We start from the raw sequence: 26,184 nt of genomic DNA on the forward strand, positions 1-26,184 counted from the left end.
CTTACTGAGTTGTGGAGTAGCGTATAAAATATTAGAAAGTTGGTATAAATTTGATTGATTTGGAAGCATATCTAGTTCCTAAAATTGCAGAGCGATGTAAAAAATTAAGAGTAGATTTAGGTTTTCCTATGGAAAGAATATCTGATAGAAGTGATATAAGTCGTATCGAAAGAGGTAAGATTCGTGGTAATTTCATTACAGAAACAGTACTTTTAGACTATACTACTATTTTTGATAAAGCTCCAGAAGAGATTATTTTCGGAAGTTCAGAAGAATTTGAAGAAACTTTAAAATGGCTTTTTACAAATTTGTTTAAACTAATTAATCTTAAAGATTTAACTACTGATTCAGACTTGTATGAAGGTAAAGATAATATTGATATCGAGTCCCAAAAAGCTATGTTATCAATGGCAGAAACTTTTGCTGAATATAATATAAAGCGATATAACTTTCTAAAATCTGATGAGATTTATATGGATAATGTAAGTAAAAAGTTTGATTATCCTTTATGGATAGGTGGGAAAATCGTTAATATCGAGAGAGATTTTAGAATAAATCCAATAAATGAAGAAACTGTAATCGATCTTTTTGATATGAGAGACAAAATGTGGTTGATGTGTAGAAAGAAGATTATAAGTTCATTCAGAGCTGAAATAATTGATAAAATTTTCAATAAATTCGACTATTCTAAGATTAATTCTGAAGTTAGACAGTGGATTTTGGGGCAATTTAATAAAATTATTATTCCTGATGTTGTAGCAAAATTAAAGAGTAATATGATTTTCAAAATCGGATTCATGGTGAAAAGTTTAATTGATGAATTCCTAGATGAAGATTTAGCAATATCATTTCAAAATACGATTCCATTGCAGACGACAAAAGCTGAACACTACAAAATAAACATTAGTAGTGCTGGTTTAAGAGGATTATCGGAAGCTGAAAGAATTGAAAGAGCTGAAATAATATCAGTAGTTATGAAAACATTACAAAAAGGAGATATTCCAGATGCTAAGTTGTTACGGTATGGCATTACCTTTAGTGAAGTACCTGAAACTATTTCAATTAAAGAAGTCGAAATTGATGATGTTATAAATCGTGCAGTCAATAACAGGGGTATTGGAAGGACTCTTAAGAATCCACGGATGTTTGAAGAAAGTCCTATTTTTGAGACATCAGATTTTAATTCTCAGGAAGAGGTAATGGCTGCTATGGAGGATTGGTATAATGATAAACACTTTAAAAATCAAAACATCCCAGGGTATTTGACTAATAATAGCCAAATAGTTCAACGCTTGCAAGAACGTATGAATAAAGATATTCATGAATCAATTGATAGATTTATTGATATTCAAAATAATCTTTTGAAACTGTTGACTGATGAGGAACTAATACATTTTTCTAAATAGGTGATTATTAAGAGCAGAAAAAATTCTGCTCTTTTTTTATTGAATATTTTGTTGGTAGTCATGTTGGCAAAATAATATGAAAATACCCACATAACTGCAACCTAATAAGAAGAAAACTTTTATAAGATGAATCTATCAAAGTTCAGCAAAGCTTTGATAGTTTGAATATCTAAACAAGTTGCAAATTGTTTAGATAGCAGAGGAAGAAGTTGCTGCTTCTTAACTCTATTTTATAAAGGAGGTTTTCATAATGAAAACAGGATTTATTCAATCGAATCAGTATTCAGAATCAGTAGCTCGCAAATTTATTGCAACAAATGTCCCGACGAAATGTGCAACAACTTTTATTGAAACGCAGTACGAATACGTCGATAAGCAACGAACAGAAAATATTAAAGGTTACAAGTTATGGTTTGTACAAGATGGACTCAATCCTTTCACAGTCAAATTCACGAAAAAACCTGACTTACCACCGTTTCTTTCAATAATAGAATTCGAAAATCTTCAAGGCATTGAAATTCGTTCAAATGTGTATTTTAAAGCAGATGGCTTGAAAGTAGTTAAATGATGGATAAGTCTTACATTAAAAAATATTTGAATCAGAGTTTAAATATGGCTCTTGCGATGAATGGAGAATCAACATACACTAATTCATTTTATGTAGAAGTTCGAGATGACGGATTTTTATTCGTCCCTCGTACTCCTGCGGGTTATCTAATTGATGATGATTTATACCAAAAGATTTTTATTATTGCAAATGCCAGTCTTTATCCAAGGTATACACTTTTAAAACAAAATTCAGCTTATTTTATTCCTCTAGATACGGATGATATTCATGTACAGCGTGCATTGTTCTTCCCTTGGTTTATAGGGATTAGTGAAAGATTAGTTTTATCAGATTTGATGAGGTTGCTGAAAGAAAATAAATCTAACCAAATTCCAATTATGAAAAATCTAAAAATAAATTTCAACAAAGTGACTGGGATAATTATTTCAGGAAATTCGGGGAGTGGTAAGTCATATTTTTTAACTTATTTACTTGAGATACTGAACGAAATTTCTGAACTAATAATTATCGATCCAAAGTTTGATACTCCATCCAGATGGGCTAGAAATCATAACATCGCGGTAATTCACCCTGAAAATAACCGTTCGAAAAGTGATTTTGTTAGTCAAGTCAATGAATCTCTAAGTTCTGTGCTAAACATTATTTATCAGCGACAAGAAATATTATACGAAAACCCTGCATATGAGTTTGAACATTTGACCGTAGTTATTGATGAAGTTTTAGCATTATCAGAAGGAGTGAACAAACAAATTAAAGATTCCTTTATGTCATTGCTTAGTTCTATTGCCTTACTAGGGCGTTCAACACGGTGTCATTTAGTATTAGTATCGCAGCGTTTTGATTTTAATGCGGTTCCTGTAAGTGTACGAGAACAAGCAAATGTTCTAGTTCAGATTGGTAATATTAGCAGCAAGACAACCCAATTCTTGTTTCCGGATTTAAATCCTGAGGGTATTGTAATTCCCATAGGGAAAGGAACGGGATTAATACAAGTCATTGATGATGAACATCCTTATCAAGTTTTACCGCTGCTCACACCTACTTTTTATATGGAAAGAGGTATTCTGTGATGAAAAAATCATACTTGATGAAAATCTATAACTTAATACAGTTTCTAGGGACTTTCTTCCTCTTGAGCATTATATTTACGCTAATAATTAAACTCTTACGAAAAAATTTAATTAACTTAGGCGAAAGTTTACCATTACCCAATCAACTTTTCCAATTTATTGAACAAATTTTAAGGATACTATATGTAACTAACCTCTTGATTCCTAGTTTAATATTTGTTCTTCTTCTACAAGAAGTTTTCCTAAGATTGATTAATGATTCTTTAATCAACCTAGGAAAATCAATTATAGGTACACTTAGGTTCAGAAAATTCTTAAAACAATACCAAAAAGCTCCGGTGAATGATTCAGATAATTATATGTTACCCAAAAATGAAGTTATTTTAAAGTTCAATAAAGAGGTAAGAAAATCCGTAATTGATTTAACTAATAAACAGTTGAAACTACTAATAAAAATTCCTAAAGAGGCACAGTCTCAAAAAATTCTTAAAGAGTATGAGGGGCAAATAAAAGAGCATATTTCAAGCTTATATCCTGATTATTTAATCTCGACTTTTGAACGTAATAAATTCAACTTATGGCTCATTGGTACAAAGAGTAAATGAATAGTGGTGCTTTTGGCTCGGAACGAAAAGCCAAAAAAAGCACCAAAATAAAAAAATTTATAAAGTTCATAGCCAAATTTAAATAAAAAACTATATTTCATGCGGTGGTAGAGCTTGTTATACCACCGCTTAGTAGGTAGCCAAAAATTATTGAAAAACCAACAATGTCGACTAATCACAGTCTTTTTAATCAAATTAAATGATAGCTAAAATTTATCAAAAAGCATTATTAAATCTGAAAAAATTATATTTTTAAGGAGGTAGCCAAAATGGGAAGCCCAAAGCAATTAATGTAATGTATCAGCAACAACTTTCACATTTGCCATCGTCTATTAAACGGAAGACACTAAATAGCATCGTAAAAACTTTGGTGGAATGTTTGGAACCTTTAAAAATTGCTGCAATTATACATGATAAAGATATGAATGAAGAAGGGAACTCGGTTGAAAAACATGTTCATGTAGTATTACAGTTTGAAAACCAAAGGAGTTTAGAAAGACTTGCAAAGCTTTTAAACGAACCACAAATATCATCCTTTCAACAGTGGAGAGGAAATGTTAACAATGCTTACTCTTATCTTGTTCATCAAACAAAAGAAGCAAAAGGCAAATATCAATATCAGCTTGAGGAAGTAAAAGCTAATTTTGATTATCCTGCATTGATGAGAGATATAACCCAAAAAATCGAACAGAAAATTAAAATGAAAGATAGTGAAATTATTAAAAGCTTGCTTGATCAATTAGGAACAGGCGAACTATCAAAAGATGAAGTTATCTTAAATTTGACAGGTTCACAATTTGCTAAGGCAAAAAAGCAGATCAATGATGTCTATCAGCAGGTACAAGAACAAAAATCTAAAGTTTGGTTAGATGAGCAGAAAAGTAAAAATGAACCGATTACGGTTATATGGATATATGGGACTTCTGGAACTGGAAAAACAGCTCTAGCTAAAAAATACGCAGATGAACAAAATGTAAAGTATTTTATTACAGGTTCATCCAGGGATAGTTTTCAACATTATGATGGCGAACATCTTGTGATTTTAGATGAGTTGAGACCAACTACTTTTAATTATGATGATTTATTGAAAATGCTTGATCCTTTTGGAGAAAATCCCAAAGCTCCAAGCCGTTTTTTTGATAAATCTCTAATGATTGATATATTCATCATCACTTCTCCATATAGCCCAAAACAATTTTATGATGAAATTTTCAGACATAAAAAAACGGTTGATTCATTTGGACAACTTCAGAGAAGAATTACTTTCGTTCAATTTATAACTCAAGATTATTTTGAAATGCAAAATTATAATGACTTAGAAAAAAAATATATTTCTGTTGAAGATACTAGACAAAAAAATTATTTACTTAAAAAACTTAAAGAGAAATATAATACCAATGGTAGACAAACTTATGATAAATTCAATCAGTTTTTAAATAAATAGTACCTAAATTACGATAAATTAAACGCTAGGAGTGGACTAATTGAATCAAAGATATGAATTCACCTTTCCAAAGGAATGGTTCTCGTTAAAAGAAGCAGCTAATTACGCTGGGGTCTCATACAACACATTCAAAAAATTTCGTTTACTTGGCTTAAAAGTATGTGAAATTGAGGGCATAAAACGAGTAGCAAAAAAAGAAATCGATCGCTTTTTAGAAGAATACAGCTCTTAATCAAGTTCTACAAGAGGATTTTTCCCCAGTTAAATTATATATTATAACTGTGAGGATTAATCCTCTCTTTTTATCTTGCCCCCGCAACGATATTAGGAGGATCACTATGAAAAAAAATAATTCTTCACCCATCAAAAATTATCAAAATAAAGATGGTAAAACATTATATATGTTTCGAGTATTTTTAGGAACAGATGAACTAACAGGAAAAGCTAAAAACACTACACGCCGTGGATTTAAAACAAAAAAAGAAGCAGAGCTCGCTTTAGCACGTATTAAACTACAAGTATCTGAAGGAACATACAAACAAAAGAGCGCAGAAACCTACCAGGAAGTTTACGATCTTTGGATTAACCAATATGAAAAAACTGTAGAAGAAAGTACATTTGTTAAAACAGCTGGCTACTTCAAAAATCATATCTTACCTGCTATGGGTAATTATCGTATCGAAAAAATCACGATTGCTATTTGCCAAAAACATTACAATGAATGGGCTACAAAAGTTCAAAAAGCGCGTACAATTAAATCCTATGCAAAAAAAGTTTTAGATTTCGCTATTGTACATGGCTTTATTCAAACTAACCCATTCACACATGTTGAGACCAAAGTAAAGAAAGCCTTTACTGAAAGTGTAGAAGAAGGAAGCGAAAATTTTTATATTAAAGATGAGCTAATTACATTTCTAGAAAAGGCAAAAGAGCATCTTAACTTTAAGGCATATGCCCTATTACGATTAATTGCTTATACAGGGATGCGAAAAAGTGAGGCATTAGCATTAACCTGGAATGATGTAAACTTTGTAGAAAGTGAACTCACAATCAATAAAGCAATTGGCCGTGGTAAACAAACACAACTTTATTTAAAAACAACCAAAACCGGCAAGCCACGCGCAATAAAACTAGATGAAACAACGTTATTGATCTTAAAAGAATGGAATAAGCATCAGAAGCAGCAATATATAAAACTTGGGTTTAATACAATGAAGAAGAATCAGTTGATATTTAGCAACACTAAAAACGAATTTATTCAACCTGTGCAAGTACAAAAATGGATGTATAGTGTGCAAAATAAATATCAGTTCAAGCATGTATCGCCACATGGCCTTCGACATACGCATTGCTCACTTTTATTCGAAGCGGGTGCAAGCATTAAAGAAGTACAAGATCGCTTAGGACATTCAGATGTTAAGACTACTTTAGACATTTATACACATGTAACTAAAAAAGCGAAAGAAGGTGCTATACAGAAGTTTGTGAACTATTTAGAGGGTTAAGTTTCTGACTATTTTCTGACTACAAATTGACTATTTTTCGATGGAATTAGATGAAACTAACTGACATTAAAAAAGTGCCAAAACCCTTGTTTATCAAGGATTTTGACACTCTATGAAATCATTTGATTTCTATTTTATGGAGACGGCGGGAGTCGAACCCGCGTCCAGAAGCTCCAATACTCCGGCTTCTACGCGTGTAGTTTACCTATTTGCGATTCGCGTGGCATTATGCCGGTAAACAGGCGTCCTGCACGCTAGCTTGGAAATCTCTTGCCGGTGACTCAAGCGGCACCACCGACCGTATCCCACTAAAGTTGGGCCCTACGTACTGCACATGGGCGATGCAGAGGCAGAGCGCTTACGAGCTTACGCTGCGAAAGCTAAGTTTTGTTGTTTGCCAGTTATAATATAACTTCCGTTGATGACGAAGACGAGACCTCCGACGCGCGACCAGAGCTTGAACCACCCCTGTCGAATCCGTAACGTCCCCGAGTATAAAAACCCGAGTATAGTTCGGCTGGAGACAAAGCTCCTAAACGTATGCCGTATGAGTAGACATACACTGGCTATCTGTAATGAATTATATGATAAATTAGCTAAACTAGCAAGCGATAGCATTCCATGATTAAATGTCACAAAATATTTCTTACAAACACAAGTCACTCCCCCGAAATAGGCTCAGCGTGTGGCAAATGTGATTTCTATTTAACTACTTTCGCCTTGCAAATTTGATTCCTATACTTGCTAGGACTAATCCCCATTTGCTTTTCGAAAATACGGACAAATTCAAAATAGCCATTTATTCCTACCGCTATTGCAACTTCCTTTACATCCAATTGTGTTTCTTCTAATAATCGGACGGCTTGTTCCGTACGTAATCTAACGATGTATTCATGAATTGTTAAATTTACTTGTTCTTGAAAAACCTTTTCATAAACAGGATACTCCACAAATATCACTTCATGTAAATCCTTTAAGCAATTTTTTACACGAAAGTTTTTTTCAATGTGAAAAATAATCCTATCTACTATTTCAGCCTGTTGTAAAAGTTCCATTTTTTTTGTAACCACTCCTTTTCCCCGAAATCTATTTTACATCAATTAAAAACATAAATCATCGAAAAAAATCCCTTTTCTCCTTTAAAAACTAAATATTCTTAAAATTATATATTTTTCGACATTAAAAGACACCCCAGAAAATTCCAATGAATTTCCGTGCTTTCTTATACGGATTACCTTAAAATTTCTATGTATTAATAAAAAAAAAAGAGTGCCCTCATTTCTGTATGAGGCACTCTTTTAAAATTAACGTTGACGGTCTTTGAATACGCGTTCCATGTCGCGCTTTGCTTCTTTTTTACGCATATCATTGCGCTTATCGTAATCCTTTTTACCTTTACCGGTTCCGATTAGAAGTTTGGCATAGCCGTCTTTAATATACATTTTTAATGGAACAATGGTATAGCCATCGCGCTTTACCGCGCCGACAAGCTGACCAATTTGCTTTTTATGTAAGAGCAGCTTACGTTCACGGAGTGGATCGTGATTAAAACGATTTCCTTGATCAAAAGGGCTGACATGCATATTAATAATCCACGCTTCGCCGTTTCGTAGACGCACGTAAGAATCCTTTAACTGGACCTTACTTGCGCGAACCGATTTAATTTCAGTACCAGTCAGCACCATACCTGCCTCGATTGTTTCTTCTATGAAATAATCATGATTCGCTTTTTTGTTTTGTGCTATTACTTTACCTGCGCCTTTTGCCATTATTAACACCCCTTAGAAAGGAGCTAGGATTTCGAACATCAATCCTAGCTTCAAACATTATTTCTTCTTTTTATTCTTTTTCTTTTTCCCTCGAGCAATACCCTCATAGAACTTTGGCTTATCATTGGATTTGCCATCTTTTCTACGACCGCGTGGATCACGTTCATCGGAGCGGCTACTTCTTTTCTCTTTTGCAGGACGCTCCTTGCTGCCGCCGCGCGACTTGCGATCACGTTTTTCACCTGTTCGCTCTGGACGGCTCTTTTCTTGACGACCAGCATGAATCACTCTTGTGGATTGCTTTTTAAATGGTCGTGCATTCGAAATCATATCAACAATTTCAAAGTCTACTGAAGATTCTTCAATGACTACATTGGCAACACGAATTTTTACTTCATCACCAATTCGGAATTGACGTCCTGTACGTTCGCCAATCATCATCATCGAGCGATCATCAAAACGGTAGTAATCATCGGCCATATTCGAAATATGCACGAGACCTTCTACTGTATTTTCTAATTCCACGAAAATCCCGAAGTTTGTAACGGAAGAAACAATTCCTTCAAATTCCTCACCAATTTTATCGGACATATACTGTGCTTTTTTCAGTGCATCTGTATCACGTTCTGCCTCTACTGCACGTCGTTCGCGATTCGATGTATGATCCGCAATCTCATCCATCGCTTGGCCCCACTGGAATACTGTTTCCTTCGATGTATCGCCATTAATTAAATACGTGCGAATTAAACGGTGAACGATTAAATCCGGGTATCGTCGAATTGGAGAAGTGAAGTGCGTATAGTAATCCGTCGACAAGCCGAAGTGACCAAGTGATTCCGGATAATACTTTGCCTGCTGCATTGAACGTAGTAACATCGTAGAAATGACAGGCTCTTCTGGTAAACCTTCAATTGCTGAAATAATTTCTTGTAACGCTTTCGGATGGACTGATGCGCCCGAACCTTTAATCACCAAGCCAAAATTCGTAACGAATTCAAAGAAACGCTGTAATTTTTCAGGCTTTGGATCTTCGTGTATACGATAAATAAATGGTAGCTCCATCCAGTGGAAATGTTCCGCAATTGTTTCATTGGCTGCTAACATAAATTCTTCAATTAAACGCTCGGCAACAGTACGCTCACGTAAAACGATTTCAGTTGGCCAGCCTTCTTCTGATACAAGGACTTTCGATTCTTTAAAGTCAAAATCAATCGCACCGCGCGTCATTCGCTTATTACGCAACACTTGTGCAAGCTCCGCCATGTTTCTAAACATCGGCACTAAGTCCGCATAGCGTTCCATTAGCTCCGGATGTTCATCTGAATGCTCTAAAATATGGTATACATCGGTATATGTCATACGTTCTGTTGTGTTAATCACACTTTGGAAAATCTCATGCTTAATGACGTGCCCACTGCCATCAATCGTCATTTCGCATGACAATGTTAAGCGATCAACCTGTGGATTTAATGAACAAATCCCGTTCGATAAACGGTGTGGAATCATTGGAATAACACGGTCTGTTAAGTACACGGATGTTGCACGCTCATACGCTTCTATATCAAGGACTGAACCTTGCGTCACATAATAGCTGACATCTGCAATATGAACACCTAGCTTATACGTACCATCTGCATTTTTAATAACAGTTACCGCATCATCTAAGTCTTTCGCATCCGCGCCATCAATGGTTACGATTACTTCATTGCGCAAATCACGACGACCAACTAAATCCTGCTCTGAAATTTCATCCTTCACTTCCGTTGCTGCTTGCACAACTTCCTCTGGAAACTCTGGTGGAATGTCATATTTATACAGAATCGATAAAATATCCACACCTGGATCATTTCGGTGACCTAAAATTTTCGTAATCATCCCAGTAGCCGATTTTGTTTCATCCGGCCAATGCGTAACTTCTACAACGACTTTATGACCATCTACCGCACCTAAAGCATCTTCCTTGGCGATAAAAATGTCCATATTTAGTTTTTTATCATCTGTCACGACAAAGCCAAAGCCACGATTTGCTTGGTACGTACCGACAAAGGTCGTTTTACTGCGTTCAACTACTTTTGTAATCGTTCCTTCACGGCGATCCCCAGAAGTTTCTTTTAATACACGGACTAATACTGTGTCGCCATTTAATGCACCATTAATTTCATATGGTGGAATAAAAATATCATCCATGCCTTGTTCTTCTGGTGCCACGAAGCCGAATCCTTTCGCGTGTCCGATAAAGCGACCGCGCATTAGATTCATACGTTCTGGCAATCCGTATCGATTGGAACGAGAGCGAACAATATGGCCCTGTGCTTCCATTTTAACTAGTGTTTTAACGAGCTCACGGAAATCATCCGCTTCCTCTAATTCAAAAGCTTCCTCAATTTCAGAAACTGTCATTGGGTTATAACCCTCTTCTTTCATAAAAGAAAGGATTCGCGTTTGAAAATCATTGTTTTGAGTCATTTTTTACCCTCCTTTGAACAGAAAATATATATTCAACCATTAGACTGTCCAATCTAATGAATTTAAAAACGCAAGAACATCATCATGGAGCTGATTTCTTTCTTTATCAAGTGTAATCACATGACCTGATTGCTCAAACCATTTCAACTCTTTTTGAATGGATTCCACACTACTATAAATTATGTTTGCTGAGTGCGGATCAATGACATCATCTTGACGTGATTGTACGACCAAAATCGGTGCATATAATAAGTCAATGGACTGTCGTACTTCTTGAATAAGTTGCTGCAACTGTGGTAAAGAAGCCATCCCTGTATTTTTTAGCGCTTCTATTTCTAGTTCGATTTTCTGTTCATTTTTACCTTCTTGTTTTTTATATTGTTGTGCATATTCGATGACACCTTCAAACATTTTATGTGTTGTGCGCATCGACATGGGTGAACACATTGTAATAACGCCTTTTACTGGCTTTTGCAGTGCTAATTTTAATGAAAAAACACCACCTAAAGATAGTCCCGCAACGGCGATTTCTTCATAGCCTGCTTGTTTTAATGTATCATATCCATTGAGTACATCTTGCCACCAATCATCGGGACTAGTGACTATGAGCTCTTCTGGTGGTACGCCATGCCCTTTATAATGAGGTGCATGAGAAGTATACCCATTATTCTCTAAAAAACGGCCAAGTATCCGTACATCCGCGGAACTTCCTGTAAAACCATGTAATAATAAAACTGCTCGTGATCCAGCTTCAAATAAAAATGGTGTAGACATTGCTTTTTTCATCGCAAATACTCCTGTCGAAATGTTTCCTTAGAAAAATACGATTCGTGCATTACTGCAGAATCGCGGTCTTCCTAATCTGGATAATTCTATTATACGTTTTTTTGCTCCTGAACAAAAGAAAAAGCCCAACCATGCTTTGCGCTCGGTTAGGCGATTGATTTCATTCGATTAGAATTTTGTAATAGCTAATGCTAATACGAAGAATAAAACAGCAAGAACAATCGTGATGCGGTGTAATACTAAATCCATCCCACGAGCTTTCTGTTTACCGAATAGTTGCTCAGCTCCACCTGAGATGGCACCTGATAAACCAGCACTTTTACCTGATTGTAATAATACAATAACGATTAAAGATAAAGCTACGATAATAAGTAATACTGTAAATATTGTATGCATTTGCTCCACCTCCTAGACACGGACGTTACAATACATAACAGTATATCAAATTCATTGTGTGCTGACAATATAACATTGATGTTAAGAACCAATTTTTGTATAAATTTTTAGATTATTTGTTTGTGGCGTGATTTATTTGTTGAGACTTTTTAAATCGGCTCAATGGATCTTCGGTATTATCTATCGTTTCTTCGACAGATTCTTGCTTTCTTTCGTACTCACAAAATACAATGTCAGAATAATGCCCGACATCACTATAAAGTTGAATGGCAATACAATCTTTCGCTAATAATGCGGATTCTAGCACTTCAAATTGAAATTGATAGTTTTTTGTAATCGGAATTTTTGCCTGATAGCCGAATTCTAAAAAATCTTTTTGTCCACTTAATTTGAAACGAATTGAATAGTTGCCTCCTGCTTTTTTTGCACTGGACTCGTCAATTTCACCTTTTATAATGATGCTTTCACTTGCAGTATCATATATATATTGCACTTTTTTCGGTGCAGGTAAGGCATTTTTCTTATGCTCGAGCTGCTGTCGTTTCTTTAGTTTTCGAAGGGCTTTTTTAGTTTTTGGATTTTTATTATCTTCATTTAGATTTTGTTGCGGTACTTCATTCTGTATAGGATTGCTCTCATTTTTGAAACCTACTTTTTCTTCTACATGCTTAACCAATAAAATCCCCCCTAAATTATTCCTTTTTAATAGTATATAGAATTTAAATTAAATTGTAATAGTTATTTTGGAACTTCTTTTTTAGGCATAGTAGATTTTTATGCAAACTTTTTGCTTCATATACTTCATTTGACCCAGTTTGTATAACTTTTCGGAACGTTGTACATTAAAGTTGGAGCTCCGCGGCTCTAAACGCTCATCCCCCCGATTGCTCCCTCCCCCAAACAAAAGCACTTAAACAACATATCAGCATAATGTGTTTGAGTGCTGTTAAAATTGAATAAATTATTTAATATTGTAGATAAATTTTAAGCATTCATAGCGTGCATTGACACCTAATAAGCCTTCTCCCTTCATACGCTTGGAGAGGGAGACTTCTTAGATGTGCTATTAAATTTAATTGAATTGTGTTATTTGAACAAACTAGATTTCCCTATTATTTACTGTCACACATTTTTCGTGTACCAATCATCACTTTTCAATTAGTTTCGCATAAACAATATACCGTTTTGGCGCATTTCCAATATACCGAAATGGATAGCAAGTAGATAAAGTCAGCATTTCTTCCGGTGCTGTAGAGCGGATGACTGTTGTATCATTTGCATCGACAATTTCCGTCTCTACTATGGTATATGTGAAAGTTCCATGCTGCATTTTCACAATGATTGGATCGCCATTTTGTAATTTGTCCAATCCCGTAAATACGGTGTCCCTATGTCCTGATAACAAAATTTGATCCTTTTGCCCAGGATAAAAGGTGCCTGTGTAGTGACCAACACCTTGCTTTAAAGCATCCTCATCCGTCCCTTCCACAATCGGGACCTCTTTTTCAATAAGGGGAATTTGCAAAATGCCAATTGTTTGACCGTTTTGAAAAGACAGTTCAGGATTGGATGATTCAGGCTGAGATGTCTCTATTATTTGTTTTTTTAAATCTTCTTTTGCCTGAGCTAGCGCTACTTTTTCCAACTGCTGTACGGACTTTAGTTCCATACCGGCGTAACCTATGAAAATCAGTCCAACCGTCAGCAAAATAAAGGCCATTTTTTTTAACAAAACTCAACACCTCCTGCAAAATCGTACGGTAAATTCTAATAACGGCACTGTTGACCTATCTCCTCTTTACAGTAAGTAGCCTGCGCAAAAAAACGAAAAAGCAACCTAGGCAAGATACACGATGCCTAGGAAGCTTTTCAAAAGTCACTTTATCGTCTATTGAGCTAATTTCATTCGTCTGTAATATGTGATAATCATCATGACAATGCCACCTACCACAAGTACAGCACCAAATAACATTATATTAAATATATTTGTCGACGTGGCAGGCAGGATTTTGCCAGTTGGCGTTGGACCACCGCTAGCAATCTGTCCTGATGCCACCGCTTGTACTGCAGTGCTGTCTTTTCCTTCTGCTGTAAAAATGAAATCAAAAGCCGTTAAAAGTCCTTGAAATTCATTGCCAAGGTGCTCTGGAAAACGAATCGTTATATCCAAATCTTCCCCACTGCCAGTTGCCAGCTTTCTTATTGGCAGAGATTTAAATGCAGCCAATTTGCCCTGATACAATTCCTCGTCACCAGCTTTTATTTCCAGTAGCAGCTCATTGAACAGTTTTTCTTCTCCATCGTTTCGTAACTGCATTTGGTAGTCAAAATCCTTACTTCCGGAGTTTTTGACTGTAATTACCCGAGGCGCCCAGTCACCAGGCTTCATATTGCTAATATTAAATAATGTATCTTTTGGTGAAATACTAATCTCTATTTCATTCTTGTCCGTGCCATTCTCATCGTCTGCAAATACAGTCGTTACGGGAAGGAAACATATTCCGCTAATTAACAAAAGGAGCGGTAAAAATCGAAACAGTTTGTTCATGTAATACCTCCATATCCTTGCAATCGATTCAGGAAGGACTTTTCTCGCCATCTTCTCCCACTATTTCTGCTTTTTTTCTTTGAGGTAATTCGACTACAGATAGTACTTTCCAAATTGTAAATGCTGAGTATAGAAGTAGTAGTATTCCCGGTATTAACAATAAAAATGCACCATTTTTCGACTGGGCAAAGTTATTGAAGTACCCTACGTAAGGCATTGTAAAGCCAGTGTACTTCGCCACCACATTTTCAGACATAACTGGATTCATATCCTCGCCATTGTTGTTATCGCCTTTTGTCCGGTAAAGAACAGAATCCCCACTTTTGATTACTTCTGTAATTCGGTGAGTAATTAAAATGCCTTCAGCTTCTTGGAATGTGATGACATCGCCTTTTTTGTAGTTCGTTTTATCTTCAGCAGCCTTGACAGCTATAATGGAGCCAGTTTGAATCCCCGGTTCCATGGATCCCGAAAGAACAGTTTTTAACTGGTAACCGAAAAATTGCGGTTCTCCGCCAGATACTTTTGAAATAACTACTACGGAGGCTACACTGATCAGCAAAAACATTAGTATGCCCGAGACAATATTATTTACCCACTTCATGATCTTGCTATTTTTCGATTTCTTTATATACCTCATTTGTATCATCCTTTATATTTTTTTGTTTTCAGCAACGTTCAATGCGCCAGCTTTTTTTTAGTCGGTACTAATTTCTGAAGCATTATCTCCTGGGGAGTCCTGGTCTGTTTGGTTCGTTTCCTCCGATTCAGAAACAGGTTCATCCTTGCTATCAGGTTGTTTTTGACTTTCGTCGTTAGGCTTCTGTACCTCATCTACTTTGCTATTATCCGACTCTTCTTTCTTCTCGTTTTCTTTCTCGGAATCAATGTCCCCATCTTCTAATTCATTTTTATTCTCATTTTCTTGGTCAGGTTCTGTTTTTTCTACTTCTTTATCTTTATCTTTTTCATCTTCCTCATTAGATTCTTCACCGTCAGTCACGCAGTCATCAAGATCTCCCTTACTTGAAGCAGCATCTTTTTGGTTTTCCCCTACAAGGCTTTCACCTTTGTCCTTACAGACAACTTCACTTGCTACATCTTTTTCAACTTTGTCTCCACAGTCAATCTCATTTTCTCCACTTGCTATTACTTCCTTTTCGCTTTCTTTTATAGGATTATCAACTTTGATTTCTTGGTCGACATTGATTTCCTCGCCAGATAATGCATCTTTCCCCTTTTCTTTCTGAGAATTATCATCTTTGGCTTCCTCATTAAGCTCAGTTCCATCACCCGATACCTCATCAATTGTGTATTCCTCACCACAAGCATTAACAAGGATTTCCGGAACTCCCCATATACCAGCAGTAATAGTCTCAGAAAATTCCGATTGGCTACTTAGATATGCGGAAGTGTCCGACGACATATAGCCGACACCAAAGATGGCTAAGTAACAAATGAGTGCAATCTTTAAATACAGGATAAGATCATGCTTCCGTTTCTTATATCTGCGCCTAGGTTTGCTTTTCAATCCGATACCGCCTTTCTAATTTTCAATCATTGGATTTTCCTTAAATATATTCCTCAAAACACAAAAATCAATTACGCCTCGGCATAATTGCCGTCCAGATTTTTTTCGAGCACGCTCGAAAACTCCTTTAAAAATCTGTGACATTCAGCCGGGGTTTGAACCCCCACTGAATTAAGGGCATACTCGGAATTCATCCCCCACTTATAGAAGTGGAGGACTTCTGCCGAAACAAGTTAAAGTTATATGTTGAGAAATATATATAAGGAAGAGTACCAGCGGATTGGTGAAATAAAATAAGGGAGGAGAAGGGCTCTCCTCCCATTATTTGATGAATTTATTTGGCTACGCCATCACCTTGTTTAGCTTCAAAGTTCCAAGTCAATTCCAAAGAATCGCCTTGGAATTGGTTTTGATCCGCGTCATTTTCAACAAATTCAAATTGGACCGCCAGTGTGTCAGTATCTCCAGTTTTCAAACCACCTTGTTCTTCAAACCATGGAATAAAGATTTTATTGGCAACAGCGTCTGGTGTCATACCCTGCAAATCTGCAAGAGTGGTTTTGTAAATCACATTGCCCGCTTCAGTCCATGGTCCAGAAATATCTTTATCTGGATTCCACATGAAGTTAACTCGGATATGTTTTCCGAAATCTTCTACATTATCACCTTTTGCATCCGTTACAGCGTATTTTGTTTCAAGCAACACATTTGCAATGTCGAGTGTTCCATCATTTTTTAAATCAAATATTCGAGTCATCCAGTCTCCAGGCTTAATATTATCTACATTAATAATTTCCGTAGGGTTTAGTGATAAATCCAATGTACCTGCAGCGAAAGTATTCGTACTTGTTTCTGTATCACTGAAATAAGCATAAGTTCCTCCACCGATCATACTTACAGCTAATGCTCCAGTTGCGATACCCATTGCTAACTTCTTTTTAAGATTCATTTTAATTTCCTCCAATAAGTTTTAGTTTTTTTTAATTGCGTTTACTTTGCTCTTACCTGTGTCTTGTAAGAAATCGTTTTTCTTATTAGATGTTGGGTATGAGTTTTCTTTCACCTGTGATAAGGCAGTCTTGACTCTATGCACCATTTTCATAGTTCGGCAGCTTTTTAAAGCTTCCAAATTCCCTCCCCTTTTAGAAACTCACTTAACTTACTATGAAAGTGGAACTATGTTCAGTATAGACAGAACCAAAAAATTCCTCTCCCCTCTATTGGGTGATTTTTGGCATTTTGACCTTCTACTTTCGTAGGGAAACTTATGGTATACTTTCGTTCCATTCCATATAACACCAATTAGTTATATACCCTTTATAAATGTTGATATATCAATGACTTACACCATTTTTTAGTGTCTAGTTTTTTTACAATTTCATGAATACACCGTTATTTTCCATTGAAATATTTTAAAAAAAATTTTAATTACCTCGCTAACTAACAAACCAAAAACCGGTAAATATCACCTTTATTTACTGTCGTATTTCCATTCATATTGAATGTTTGTGATGTTTATATTGACCTACCTTCCCATGTGCATTGGCATCTAGCGCATATATTTCGTCATACGTTTGTTCTATTCAAAAGACAGGGGTTAATGATACTCCATTCGCGACTCGTTGGTTTTTTAAATCATGTTCGAATAATGAAATGGGTGCTGACTTTACTATTTCATATTCTTATGTGGACTTCGGATCGAATTAAGATGACTGGGACAACATCCATTCCAACTGCAGATCATTAGCATTCATTTTTTTGGCTAGCTCATCTAATTATCCTAATAATTCGTAGTGCTATTCCTACATCAATTTATTGTAAGAGTGGTGTAGCGAAATCAAATTTAGCCAACACATACCCTACTTTTAGTCCAATGGGTGCTGCAAAATTACTACTAATTGTTGTGTCTTTTGTAGTTACGGACATTCTATTCCAGCTATTAACGGTTCAACAGTCGTATTTACACTATCGTTGTGTAGCAAATTGATATGAAACGACGAAATAAACAATAAGATTGCAAAGAAAGTGCTTTACACCCCCTAAAATCTGACAAAAAATCAAAAAATAATTAAGTATAATAAAAATAATAATAAAAAAATAAAAGAATTTTATTTTTTTAACTTTTTAACCCATTTTTAACATTTCTCATTTAAAATTTTTTTTAGAATCATTTTAAAAGAAGCATTTTTCAAAGTATTTATTTCCGAACCAAATTCTACAATGAATATACAGAAAATTACGTCATCTAAAGACTTTCATTTCTTCGCGAACCTAAATTTAATTCCAAGCTAACATTATTACTAAAGAAGCAAAATAATAAGAACAGGAAAAGATTTTATTTTGGGAGACTAGGAAATACATCCTCTATTTGGGCACCTTGGATGTATGAAGTCAGTGGTGCAACCGGCCTCATTTCATTTGAAAGTCTTTAAAAAGAAGCACTCTTTTAATTTGAGTGGGGAGGCAATTTATTGATGAAAATCTTATTGGTGGATGAACAAGCAATCATCCGTAGGGGGTTAATTTCCATTCTATCATCAGAGGATAAATTGGAAATTTCCGGAGAAGCAAGTAGTACTCAAGAAGCACTTCATTTGATGCAAAGCGAAAGACCGGATTTGACTATTGTTGATTTCCATTTAGGAAATGAATGTGGATTAGAATTGATTAATGAAGCGAGAAAATTAGGATGTACCTCCAAATTTGCGATCCTTACCTATTCAAAAGATCGTGAATCATTTCAACGCGCAATGGCAATGGATGTAGATGGCTATATTTCACTAAACTCACATCCCGAAGAACTCATTTATGCCTTTCAATTGATTCAAAAAGGAAGGAAATATTATGACCCGGACATAATAGACATGCTCGTGCAAACACAAAAGAAACACCGAATGGATACCAACCTTGTAGAGCTTCTCACTTCTAAGGAAAGAGAAGTATTGCAAAAACTTGGGATGGGATTTTCGAATAAACAAATAGCCAAAAACCTATTCATTTCAGAAAATACGGTGAAAAAGCATGTTAGCCAAATTTTATCGAAATTGGACCTTAGTGATCGTACACAAGTTGCGCTCTATGCGAATGAAACAGGATTGGTACAATATAATTATGTTGTGCCGTTTTAATAATGCGTTCCTAAAACTTAAACTAGTATTGCATGCTGGGAAATAGTTTTAACAATCTTAAATATTCTCGTACTCTAAGCTTGCGAAGAGAAGAAAAGCGCTTATTTTGATAGGGACTAACTATTGTCACACACCTTTTGTCTATTAACAGTAACTGTAGCCAAGCTAACCCTCTTCTCCAAAAAAAAAGCACTCAAACAACGGATTTTCTCCTCCGTGTTTGAGTGCTTTTAAAATTGAATAAATTATTTAATATTATAGAAAGAGTTTAAACCTTCGTAGCGTGCTGTTGCACCTAGTTGGTCTTCGATGCGTAATAATTGGTTGTATTTTGCAACGCGGTCTGTACGAGATGGTGCACCTGTTTTAATTTGACCAGCGTTTGTAGCTACTGCGATGTCTGCAATTGTCGCGTCTTCTGATTCACCAGAACGGTGCGAGATAACGGCTGTATAGCCAGCGCGTTTTGCCATTTCGATCGCTTCGAACGTTTCAGTTAATGTACCGATTTGGTTCACTTTAACTAAAATTGAGTTACCAACGCCTTGTTCGATACCTTCAGCAAGTTTCGCTGTGTTAGTAACGAATAGATCGTCTCCTACTAATTGTACGCGGTTACCGATGCGCTCAGTTAATAATTTGTGACCAGCCCAGTCGTTTTCGTCTAAGCCGTCTTCGATTGAGATGATTGGGTATTTAGAAGTTAATTCTTCGTACCAAGCAACCATTTCTTCTGAAGTACGAACTACGCCTTCACCTTTTAAATGGTACTTGCCGTCTTCTTTGTTATATAACTCTGAAGATGCTACGTCCATTGCTAAGCGAATTTCTTCGCCTGCTTTGTAACCTGCTTTTTCGATTGCTTCTAAAATTACTGTTATCGCTTCTTCGTTTGAGCCTAAGTTTGGAGCAAAACCGCCTTCATCCCCAACAGCAGTGTTGTAACCTTTTTCTTTTAATACCGCTTTTAAGTGGTGGAAAATTTCTGTACCCATGCGTAATGCGTGTTTGAAGTTTTCAGCACCTACTGGCATAATCATGAACTCTTGCACGTCTACGTTATTATCTGCGTGCTCACCACCATTGATGATGTTCATCATTGGTACTGGTAATTGTTTTGAGTTGAAGCCACCAAGGTATTGGTATAATGGCACATCAAGGTAATCTGCTGCTGCATGTGCAACGGCCATTGATACACCAAGGATTGCGTTGGCACCTAATTTACCTTTGTTTTCTGTACCGTCAAGTGCGATTAACGCTTGGTCGATCACAACTTGGTCTAATACTGAATATTGGTTTTCTAATTCTTCGGCGATTAGCGTGTTGACATTTTCAACTGCTTTTTCAACGCCTTTACCTAAATAACGGCCTTTGTCGCCATCGCGTAATTCTACTGCTTCATATTCACCAGTTGATGCACCAGATGGCACGATTGCGCGACCGAATGCGCCTGATTCTGTAAATACTTCTACTTCTACTGTCGGGTTACCGCGAGAGTCTAAAACTTCACGAGCATATACTTGAGTAATGAATGGCATAATAAAAATCTCCTCTTTAAGTAAAATTGATAAGTTGCCTGCCTAGTTGCACAAGCTATATAATTAGCCAAAATCAATAATTAATCTTGATTTGTTGGCAAAATTAATGATTTCCCTGTCATTTCAACAGGTTGTTCAATTGTTAATAACTGTAGCATTGTTGGTGCTAAGTCTGCTAAAACGCCATCTTGATGTAATACCACACCCGGCTTCGTCACAATAACAGGAACCGGATTTGTCGTATGGGCTGTCATCGGATGATCATCTAGTGTTATGACCTCATCTGAATTTCCGTGGTCCGCTGTAATAATTGCCTTACCGCCTTTTGCGATAATTGCATCTACCACTTTCCCTAAGCATTCATCTACAACTTCAATCGCTTTAATTGTAGGCTCTAGCATACCTGAGTGTCCAACCATATCTGGATTGGCAAAGTTTAATATAATTGCATCAAATTTATCTGCTGCAATTGCTTGAAGCAGTGCATCTGTCACTTCATAAGCACTCATCTCAGGCTGTAAGTCATACGTCGCTACTTTTGGCGAATTAATTAAAATACGCTCTTCCCCATCAAAATTAGCTTCACGACCACCGCTCATAAAGAACGTTACGTGCGGATATTTCTCCGTTTCGGCAATGCGCAATTGCGTTTTACCTGCCTTCGAAATAACTTCACCTACTGTATTATCGAGGTTATTTGATTGGAACGCCACCTCTGCATGCACCTCATCACTATAGTGCGTGAATGAGACGAATTTTACGTTCGATGGTTGCTTGTTTGAAAGCTCGAAACTTGCAAAGCTTTCATTCGTAAATACAGTTGAAAGCTGAATTGCACGGTCTGGACGGAAATTAAAGAAAATTACTGCATCATTTGTATCGACTGTCGCAACAGGTGTACCTTCTTGTGTAATGACAAATGGTTGAACGAATTCATCATATACAGTTTGTTCGTATGATGTTTCTACACCTGCTAATGCAGAAGTAGCCGTTTGACCGATGCCATCTACTAACGCTTTATACGTTAGCTGTACGCGTTCCCAACGTTTGTCGCGATCCATAGCGAAATAACGTCCATGAACACTAGCAAATTTACCGATGCCAATTTCCTTCATTTGCTTTTCTGTTTCTATAATATAATCACGTGCAGTCGCAGGACCAACATCACGACCATCTAAGAAACCATGGACATATACTTCACTTAAGCCGTTTGCTTTTGCTAATTTTAACAAGGCAAACAAGTGCTCATAATGACTATGAACTCCGCCATCTGAAAGTAAGCCCATTAGATGAAGCTTGGAGCCATGTGCTTTTGCATGCTCGACAGCAGATAAAAACTGTTCGTTATGGAAAAAGTCTCCCTCACGAATGGATTTATTGATGCGCGTTAAGTTTTGGTAAACAATACGGCCAGCACCAATATTTAAGTGCCCTACTTCAGAGTTCCCCATTTGTCCGTCTGGTAGTCCTACTGATTCTCCGCTCGCTGTTAATGTCGCGTGCGGATAAACGTTCCAGAAACGATCGAAATTTGGTTTATTTGCTTGTGCTACGGCATTTCCCTTTACCTCTTCTCGAAAGGCAAAGCCATCTAAAATAATTAATGCAACGGGTTGCTTAGGCATTTGCTGCCGCCTCCAATAATTTCATATAAGAATCTGCTTGTAGGCTTGCACCGCCGACAAGTGCTCCATCAATATGCTCTTTTCCTAAAAGTTCTACGATATTTTCTGGCTTTACGCTGCCGCCATACTGAATACGAATCGCTTGCGCTGTTTCCATACCGTATAATGTTTCAACTACGGTACGAATTGCACCGCATACAGCATTCGCATCATCTGCTGTTGCCGTTTTGCCAGTTCCGATTGCCCAGATTGGCTCATAAGCAAGAACCATATGCTCCACTTCTGTTGGTGTAAAACCATCTAAAGCTTTCGTAATTTGGCTCGCTACTTTTTTCTCAGTGGCACCTGCTTCACGTTCTTCAAGTGTTTCTCCACAGCAAATTATTGGTACGATGCTATGATTTAATGCCGCGCGTACTTTTTTGTTTACGGCTTCATCTGTTTCATTGAACATTTCACGACGCTCTGAATGGCCTAAAATGCAGTAATCTACCTGAATATTAGCTAGCATGGCTGGACTAATTTCCCCTGTAAATGCCCCTTCATCTTCAAAGTGCATGTTTTGTGCGCCAATTGCTAATGAAGAATCCTCTGCTGCCACTACTAACGTTGGTAAGTATAATGCTGGTGCACAAATGACTGCATCTACTTTATCTGGAGAAGGAATCGCTTGCTGAATGGCTTCAACAAAGTCAACCGCCTCATCAAATGTTTTATACATTTTCCAGTTTCCTGCTACTATTGGTTTTCGCATCAAAAAATCCCTCCATCTATTTTATTTGCCGAACTTGGGTTTCCCACTATAGTTAAGGGTTGATTTCCATTTCGGTACGGCCGCTTTCCGCGGGCACAGCTCCAACTAACTTATTTCGGGCCAACACGATGTTGGTCACGAAGGCGTTGTCACAAGACGTGACGGTTTTAGCCTTCGTTCCTAAGCTGCTATTCCCGCAGGAGTCGCCTTCCCTCCATTCCAATCAACTTGCATTTCTATAAAGTCTTTTTAACCCTAAATTTAAAAAATAATCCGATTTGTATAACCTTTAAATGCGCTTTATTACTTATCGTTTAATGCGACAATGCCTGGTAATTGTTTACCTTCCATTAATTCAAGGGATGCACCGCCACCTGTTGAAATGTGGTTCATTTGTGATGCTACGCCGAATTTTTCTACTGCCGCAGCTGAGTCACCGCCACCGATAATTGTATAGCCCGCTGTTTGTGCCATCGCATCTGCAACTGTTTTCGTACCATTTGCAAACTTATCGATTTCAAATACACCCATTGGTCCGTTCCAAATGATTAAATTTGATTTTTGAATAACTTCTGCATAATTTTCAGCAGTTTTTGGTCCGATATCTAAGCCCATCCAATCAGCTGGAATGGCATCAATATTGACAACTTGTGTTTCTGCATCTTTTGAAAATTCATTAGCTAAAACGGCATCGACTGGCATATGTAACTCGACACCTTTTGCTTTTGCTTGTTCGATAAAGCTTTTTGCTAATTCAATTTTATCTTCTTCTAATAAAGATTTTCCGATATCGTGGCCCATTGCTTTCACAAATGTGAATGACAGACCGCCACCAATAATTAAGTGATCCACTTTATCTAATAAGTTCTCGATTACGTCGATTTTATCCTTTACTTTGGCCCCACCGATAATTGCCGTAAATGGACGCTCTGGATTTGATAAGGCTTTTCCAAGTACATCTAACTCTTTTTCCATTAATAAACCAGAAACAGCCGGCACAAATTTCGCAATGCCTTCTGTTGAAGCATGTGCACGGTGAGCTGCGCCAAATGCATCGTTAATATAAAGGTCGGCTAATTTTGCAAAGCTTTCTGCTAAAGCAGGGTCATTTTTTTCTTCCCCTTTATGGAAACGAACATTTTCAAGTAGCACGATGTCGCCCTCTTGCATGCTATTTACTGCCGATTCAACTGCTTCACCAATTGACTCATCTAGCTTTGTTACAGGCTTGTTCATTAATTCTGAAAGACGCACTCCAACAGCAGTTAGACGCATATCTTCTTTTACTTCGCCTTTAGGTCGACCTAGGTGAGAAGCTAAAATAACTTTTGCTCCATTTTCAACTAGTTGTTGAATTGTTGGGATCGCTGCACGAATACGCGTTTCATCTGTAATGCGACCTTCCTCCATTGGTACGTTGAAATCCACACGTACGAATACGCGTTTCCCTTTTACTTCTACATCGTTCATTGATTTCTTTAAAAACATAAAGTAAATCCTCCTTTAATTTTCATCGGATATTTCCAGATTTAAATACTATTTATTTTTGCTCTTTATTAAAATTTGAATATGACTATATAATTTGCAATAAATATACCTTCTGTTGATGTACGCTTTCAATTATAGATTCTAATAATTTCATGTTAAAAAGAGCGGCTAGGTAATCCCTTCCGCTCTATACCCTCATATATTATAATGGTTGCTTCTTTTAAAGGCTATACTTTTTATGTCGAATAACAAGTAATATGTCACACTTTTTCCTTACATCAATTACACCTATGCTAATTCTTGTTCAGATTTTTTCGGACTAGCTCGAAAAAAACTCTAAAAATTTGTGGCATTCGCCGAGGACTTTAACTTGATTCAGACGGGGTTTGAACCCCCTGAATGAAGGTCATACCTGGCATACATCCCCCACTTATAGATGTGGGAGACTTCTGCTGAAACAAGTTAAAATTAAGTATGACACATTTCAACTTACTTTTCGTTTAACCCTTGTTTGACAATGTATAACGCTAAGTCCATTAGACGTGTTGAATAGCCGATTTCATTATCATACCAAGATACTACTTTTACCATACGATTTTCCATGACCATTGTTGAAAGCCCATCAATCGTTGATGATGCTGGATTACCGTTATAATCAATCGACACAAGTGGTAATTCATTGTATGCTAAAATCCCTTTTAATTCACCTTCTGATGCCTCTTTTAATGCGGCATTTACCGATTCAAGCGTCACATCTGTATTGAGCTCTGCTACTAAGTCCACACATGATACGTTCGGTGTTGGGACACGCATTGAGAAACCATCTAATTTTCCTTTTAACTGTGGTAATACTTTCGAAACAGCTACTGCTGCTCCTGTTGTTGTTGGAATCATGGACACCGCGCCTGCACGTGCACGACGTGGGTCTGAGTGCGGGAAGTCTAAAATACGCTGATCATTCGTGTATGAGTGAATCGTTGTCATCATACCGCGTTTAATCCCGAATTTTTCATCCAGTACTTTTGCAAATGGCGCTAAACAGTTTGTCGTACAAGATGCATTTGAAATAACATCCTGTGACGGGTCATATTCTGTATGGTTTACTCCCATTACATATGTCGGCATGTCTCCTTTAGCAGGTGCTGATAAAATCGCCTTTTTCGCACCGGCCTCGATATGTTTCGATACTTCCTCCAGAGAACGCCATCTTCCTGTACATTCTAATACAACGTCTACACCCATTTCTCCCCATGGTAACTTCGCTGGATCCGGCTCCGAACACACTTGAATTCGCTTACCGTTTACAATGAATGCCTTGTCTTCTGCTTCTACATCCGCATCATATACACCGTGAACAGAATCAAATTTCAATAAATGTGCTAATTGACCTGCATCTGTTAAATCATTGACTGCAACTACTTCAAATTCTTCATGTTTCATCGCCTCACGAAATACTAAACGTCCGATTCGACCAAATCCATTAATCGCTAATTTTAATACCATGTGTAATTCCTCCAGTTAAATATATTTATTTAAACAGTCTGTGCTTGAGCACGT

At 36.8% G+C, this 26,184-nt stretch carries 24 protein-coding genes, 1 other RNA gene and 1 riboswitch; of the genes, 8 read left to right on the forward strand and 17 right to left on the reverse strand.

Annotated features, from left to right (window positions below; genetic code table 11):
• Positions 1-50 precede the first annotated feature (50 nt).
• The 7 genes from CSE16_RS17670 to CSE16_RS17700 all read left to right on the forward strand — a co-directional run bounded on the left by CSE16_RS17670 (position 51) and on the right by CSE16_RS17700 (position 6,598).
• A complete protein-coding gene (locus tag CSE16_RS17670) occupies positions 51-1,406 on the forward strand; it encodes a hypothetical protein (protein ID WP_099425104.1) in 1,356 nt (451 codons plus the stop codon).
• A 250-nt stretch (positions 1,407-1,656) separates the two neighbouring features.
• Positions 1,657-1,974 (forward strand): hypothetical protein, encoded by a 318-nt coding sequence (locus tag CSE16_RS17675; protein WP_099425105.1) that lies wholly within the window; start codon positions 1,657-1,659, stop codon positions 1,972-1,974.
• Entirely contained in the window at positions 1,974-3,044 is a 1,071-nt protein-coding gene (locus tag CSE16_RS17680) for a cell division protein FtsK (RefSeq protein WP_099425106.1), read from the forward strand. The genes CSE16_RS17675 and CSE16_RS17680 overlap by 1 nt, the downstream gene beginning before the upstream one ends.
• On the forward strand, positions 3,041-3,649 hold the full coding sequence (locus CSE16_RS17685) for a hypothetical protein (RefSeq protein WP_157764854.1): 609 nt from the start codon (positions 3,041-3,043) through the stop codon (positions 3,647-3,649). The genes CSE16_RS17680 and CSE16_RS17685 overlap by 4 nt, the downstream gene beginning before the upstream one ends.
• A 379-nt stretch (positions 3,650-4,028) precedes the next feature.
• Positions 4,029-5,093 carry a Rep family protein gene (locus tag CSE16_RS17690; protein WP_172954401.1) on the forward strand — a complete coding sequence of 355 codons (1,065 nt, stop codon included), beginning with the start codon at positions 4,029-4,031 and terminating at the stop codon, positions 5,091-5,093.
• Between the two features lie 40 nt (positions 5,094-5,133).
• A complete protein-coding gene (locus CSE16_RS17695) occupies positions 5,134-5,325 on the forward strand; it encodes a helix-turn-helix domain-containing protein (RefSeq protein ID WP_253896116.1) in 192 nt (63 codons plus the stop codon).
• Between the two features lie 106 nt (positions 5,326-5,431).
• Complete coding sequence (locus tag CSE16_RS17700; protein WP_099425109.1) at positions 5,432-6,598, forward strand: site-specific integrase; 1,167 nt, start codon at positions 5,432-5,434, stop codon at positions 6,596-6,598.
• Positions 6,599-6,732: 134 nt separating this feature from the next.
• Here the strand turns inward: CSE16_RS17700 and ssrA are convergent.
• From ssrA to CSE16_RS17760, 12 genes are all read right to left on the reverse strand, one after another.
• Positions 6,733-7,088: a transfer-messenger RNA gene (ssrA, locus tag CSE16_RS17705) on the reverse strand.
• Positions 7,089-7,299: 211 nt separating this feature from the next.
• Complete coding sequence (locus tag CSE16_RS17710) at positions 7,300-7,668, reverse strand: helix-turn-helix domain-containing protein (RefSeq protein WP_157764856.1); 369 nt, start codon at positions 7,666-7,668, stop codon at positions 7,300-7,302.
• Between the two features lie 234 nt (positions 7,669-7,902).
• Positions 7,903-8,367, reverse strand: coding sequence for an SsrA-binding protein SmpB (gene smpB / locus CSE16_RS17715; protein ID WP_099425111.1), 465 nt, complete (start codon positions 8,365-8,367; stop codon positions 7,903-7,905).
• 57 nt (positions 8,368-8,424) lie between these two features.
• Entirely contained in the window at positions 8,425-10,833 is a 2,409-nt protein-coding gene (rnr, locus tag CSE16_RS17720; RefSeq protein ID WP_099425112.1) for a ribonuclease R, read from the reverse strand.
• Positions 10,834-10,872: 39 nt separating this feature from the next.
• On the reverse strand, positions 10,873-11,619 hold the full coding sequence (locus CSE16_RS17725) for an alpha/beta hydrolase (protein WP_099425113.1): 747 nt from the start codon (positions 11,617-11,619) through the stop codon (positions 10,873-10,875).
• 168 nt (positions 11,620-11,787) lie between these two features.
• Entirely contained in the window at positions 11,788-12,015 is a 228-nt protein-coding gene (gene secG / locus CSE16_RS17730) for a preprotein translocase subunit SecG (protein ID WP_057987356.1), read from the reverse strand.
• 112 nt (positions 12,016-12,127) lie between these two features.
• On the reverse strand, positions 12,128-12,691 hold the full coding sequence (locus CSE16_RS17735; RefSeq protein WP_099425114.1) for a hypothetical protein: 564 nt from the start codon (positions 12,689-12,691) through the stop codon (positions 12,128-12,130).
• Positions 12,692-13,162: 471 nt separating this feature from the next.
• The gene (locus CSE16_RS17740; protein WP_253896117.1) at positions 13,163-13,747 is read right to left on the reverse strand and encodes a class D sortase; all 585 of its coding nucleotides are present in this window, start codon (positions 13,745-13,747) and stop codon (positions 13,163-13,165) included.
• A gap of 156 nt (positions 13,748-13,903) precedes the next feature.
• Complete coding sequence (locus CSE16_RS17745) at positions 13,904-14,563, reverse strand: M73 family metallopeptidase (RefSeq protein WP_099425115.1); 660 nt, start codon at positions 14,561-14,563, stop codon at positions 13,904-13,906.
• 28 nt (positions 14,564-14,591) lie between these two features.
• Entirely contained in the window at positions 14,592-15,203 is a 612-nt protein-coding gene (sipW, locus tag CSE16_RS17750) for a signal peptidase I SipW (protein WP_099425116.1), read from the reverse strand.
• A gap of 57 nt (positions 15,204-15,260) precedes the next feature.
• Complete coding sequence (locus CSE16_RS17755) at positions 15,261-16,094, reverse strand: hypothetical protein (protein WP_099425117.1); 834 nt, start codon at positions 16,092-16,094, stop codon at positions 15,261-15,263.
• Between the two features lie 334 nt (positions 16,095-16,428).
• Complete coding sequence (locus tag CSE16_RS17760; protein WP_099425118.1) at positions 16,429-17,043, reverse strand: CalY family protein; 615 nt, start codon at positions 17,041-17,043, stop codon at positions 16,429-16,431.
• 1,385 nt (positions 17,044-18,428) lie between these two features.
• A riboswitch (cyclic di-GMP riboswitch) is annotated at positions 18,429-18,512 on the forward strand.
• A gap of 56 nt (positions 18,513-18,568) precedes the next feature.
• Here CSE16_RS17760 and CSE16_RS17765 point away from each other — a divergent pair.
• Positions 18,569-19,222: a response regulator transcription factor gene (locus CSE16_RS17765; protein ID WP_099425119.1), complete on the forward strand. Its 654-nt coding sequence runs from the start codon at positions 18,569-18,571 to the stop codon at positions 19,220-19,222.
• A 245-nt stretch (positions 19,223-19,467) separates the two neighbouring features.
• Here CSE16_RS17765 and eno read toward each other — a convergent pair whose 3' ends face one another.
• The 5 genes from eno to gap all read right to left on the reverse strand — a co-directional run bounded on the left by eno (position 19,468) and on the right by gap (position 26,130).
• On the reverse strand, positions 19,468-20,760 hold the full coding sequence (eno, locus tag CSE16_RS17770) for a phosphopyruvate hydratase (protein ID WP_099425120.1): 1,293 nt from the start codon (positions 20,758-20,760) through the stop codon (positions 19,468-19,470).
• A gap of 80 nt (positions 20,761-20,840) precedes the next feature.
• Positions 20,841-22,385, reverse strand: coding sequence for a 2,3-bisphosphoglycerate-independent phosphoglycerate mutase (gene gpmI, locus CSE16_RS17775; protein ID WP_099425121.1), 1,545 nt, complete (start codon positions 22,383-22,385; stop codon positions 20,841-20,843).
• The gene (gene tpiA, locus CSE16_RS17780) at positions 22,378-23,139 is read right to left on the reverse strand and encodes a triose-phosphate isomerase (RefSeq protein WP_099425122.1); all 762 of its coding nucleotides are present in this window, start codon (positions 23,137-23,139) and stop codon (positions 22,378-22,380) included. Before tpiA ends, gpmI begins: the two co-directional genes overlap by 8 nt.
• A gap of 303 nt (positions 23,140-23,442) precedes the next feature.
• Entirely contained in the window at positions 23,443-24,627 is a 1,185-nt protein-coding gene (gene pgk / locus CSE16_RS17785) for a phosphoglycerate kinase (RefSeq protein ID WP_099425123.1), read from the reverse strand.
• Between the two features lie 489 nt (positions 24,628-25,116).
• Entirely contained in the window at positions 25,117-26,130 is a 1,014-nt protein-coding gene (gene gap, locus CSE16_RS17790; RefSeq protein WP_099425124.1) for a type I glyceraldehyde-3-phosphate dehydrogenase, read from the reverse strand.
• Positions 26,131-26,184 lie beyond the last annotated feature (54 nt).

Source organism: Solibacillus sp. R5-41 (assembly GCF_002736105.1).
In the GTDB taxonomy this organism is placed as follows: Bacteria; Bacillota; Bacilli; order Bacillales_A; family Planococcaceae; genus Solibacillus.

Coding starts and splice junctions, on each gene's coding strand:
- CSE16_RS17675 (WP_099425105.1), top strand. CDS start 1,657: ATGAAAACAGGATTTATTCAATCGAATCAGTATTCAGAATCAGTAGCT.
- CSE16_RS17680 (WP_099425106.1), top strand. CDS start 1,974: ATGGATAAGTCTTACATTAAAAAATATTTGAATCAGAGTTTAAATATG.
- CSE16_RS17700 (WP_099425109.1), top strand. CDS start 5,432: ATGAAAAAAAATAATTCTTCACCCATCAAAAATTATCAAAATAAAGAT.
- smpB (WP_099425111.1), bottom strand. CDS start 8,367: ATGGCAAAAGGCGCAGGTAAAGTAATAGCACAAAACAAAAAAGCGAAT.
- rnr (WP_099425112.1), bottom strand. CDS start 10,833: ATGACTCAAAACAATGATTTTCAAACGCGAATCCTTTCTTTTATGAAA.
- CSE16_RS17725 (WP_099425113.1), bottom strand. CDS start 11,619: ATGAAAAAAGCAATGTCTACACCATTTTTATTTGAAGCTGGATCACGA.
- secG (WP_057987356.1), bottom strand. CDS start 12,015: ATGCATACAATATTTACAGTATTACTTATTATCGTAGCTTTATCTTTA.
- CSE16_RS17745 (WP_099425115.1), bottom strand. CDS start 14,563: ATGAACAAACTGTTTCGATTTTTACCGCTCCTTTTGTTAATTAGCGGA.
- sipW (WP_099425116.1), bottom strand. CDS start 15,203: ATGAGGTATATAAAGAAATCGAAAAATAGCAAGATCATGAAGTGGGTA.
- CSE16_RS17760 (WP_099425118.1), bottom strand. CDS start 17,043: ATGAATCTTAAAAAGAAGTTAGCAATGGGTATCGCAACTGGAGCATTA.
- CSE16_RS17765 (WP_099425119.1), top strand. CDS start 18,569: ATGAAAATCTTATTGGTGGATGAACAAGCAATCATCCGTAGGGGGTTA.
- eno (WP_099425120.1), bottom strand. CDS start 20,760: ATGCCATTCATTACTCAAGTATATGCTCGTGAAGTTTTAGACTCTCGC.
- gpmI (WP_099425121.1), bottom strand. CDS start 22,385: ATGCCTAAGCAACCCGTTGCATTAATTATTTTAGATGGCTTTGCCTTT.
- tpiA (WP_099425122.1), bottom strand. CDS start 23,139: ATGCGAAAACCAATAGTAGCAGGAAACTGGAAAATGTATAAAACATTT.
- pgk (WP_099425123.1), bottom strand. CDS start 24,627: ATGTTTTTAAAGAAATCAATGAACGATGTAGAAGTAAAAGGGAAACGC.
- gap (WP_099425124.1), bottom strand. CDS start 26,130: ATGGTATTAAAATTAGCGATTAATGGATTTGGTCGAATCGGACGTTTA.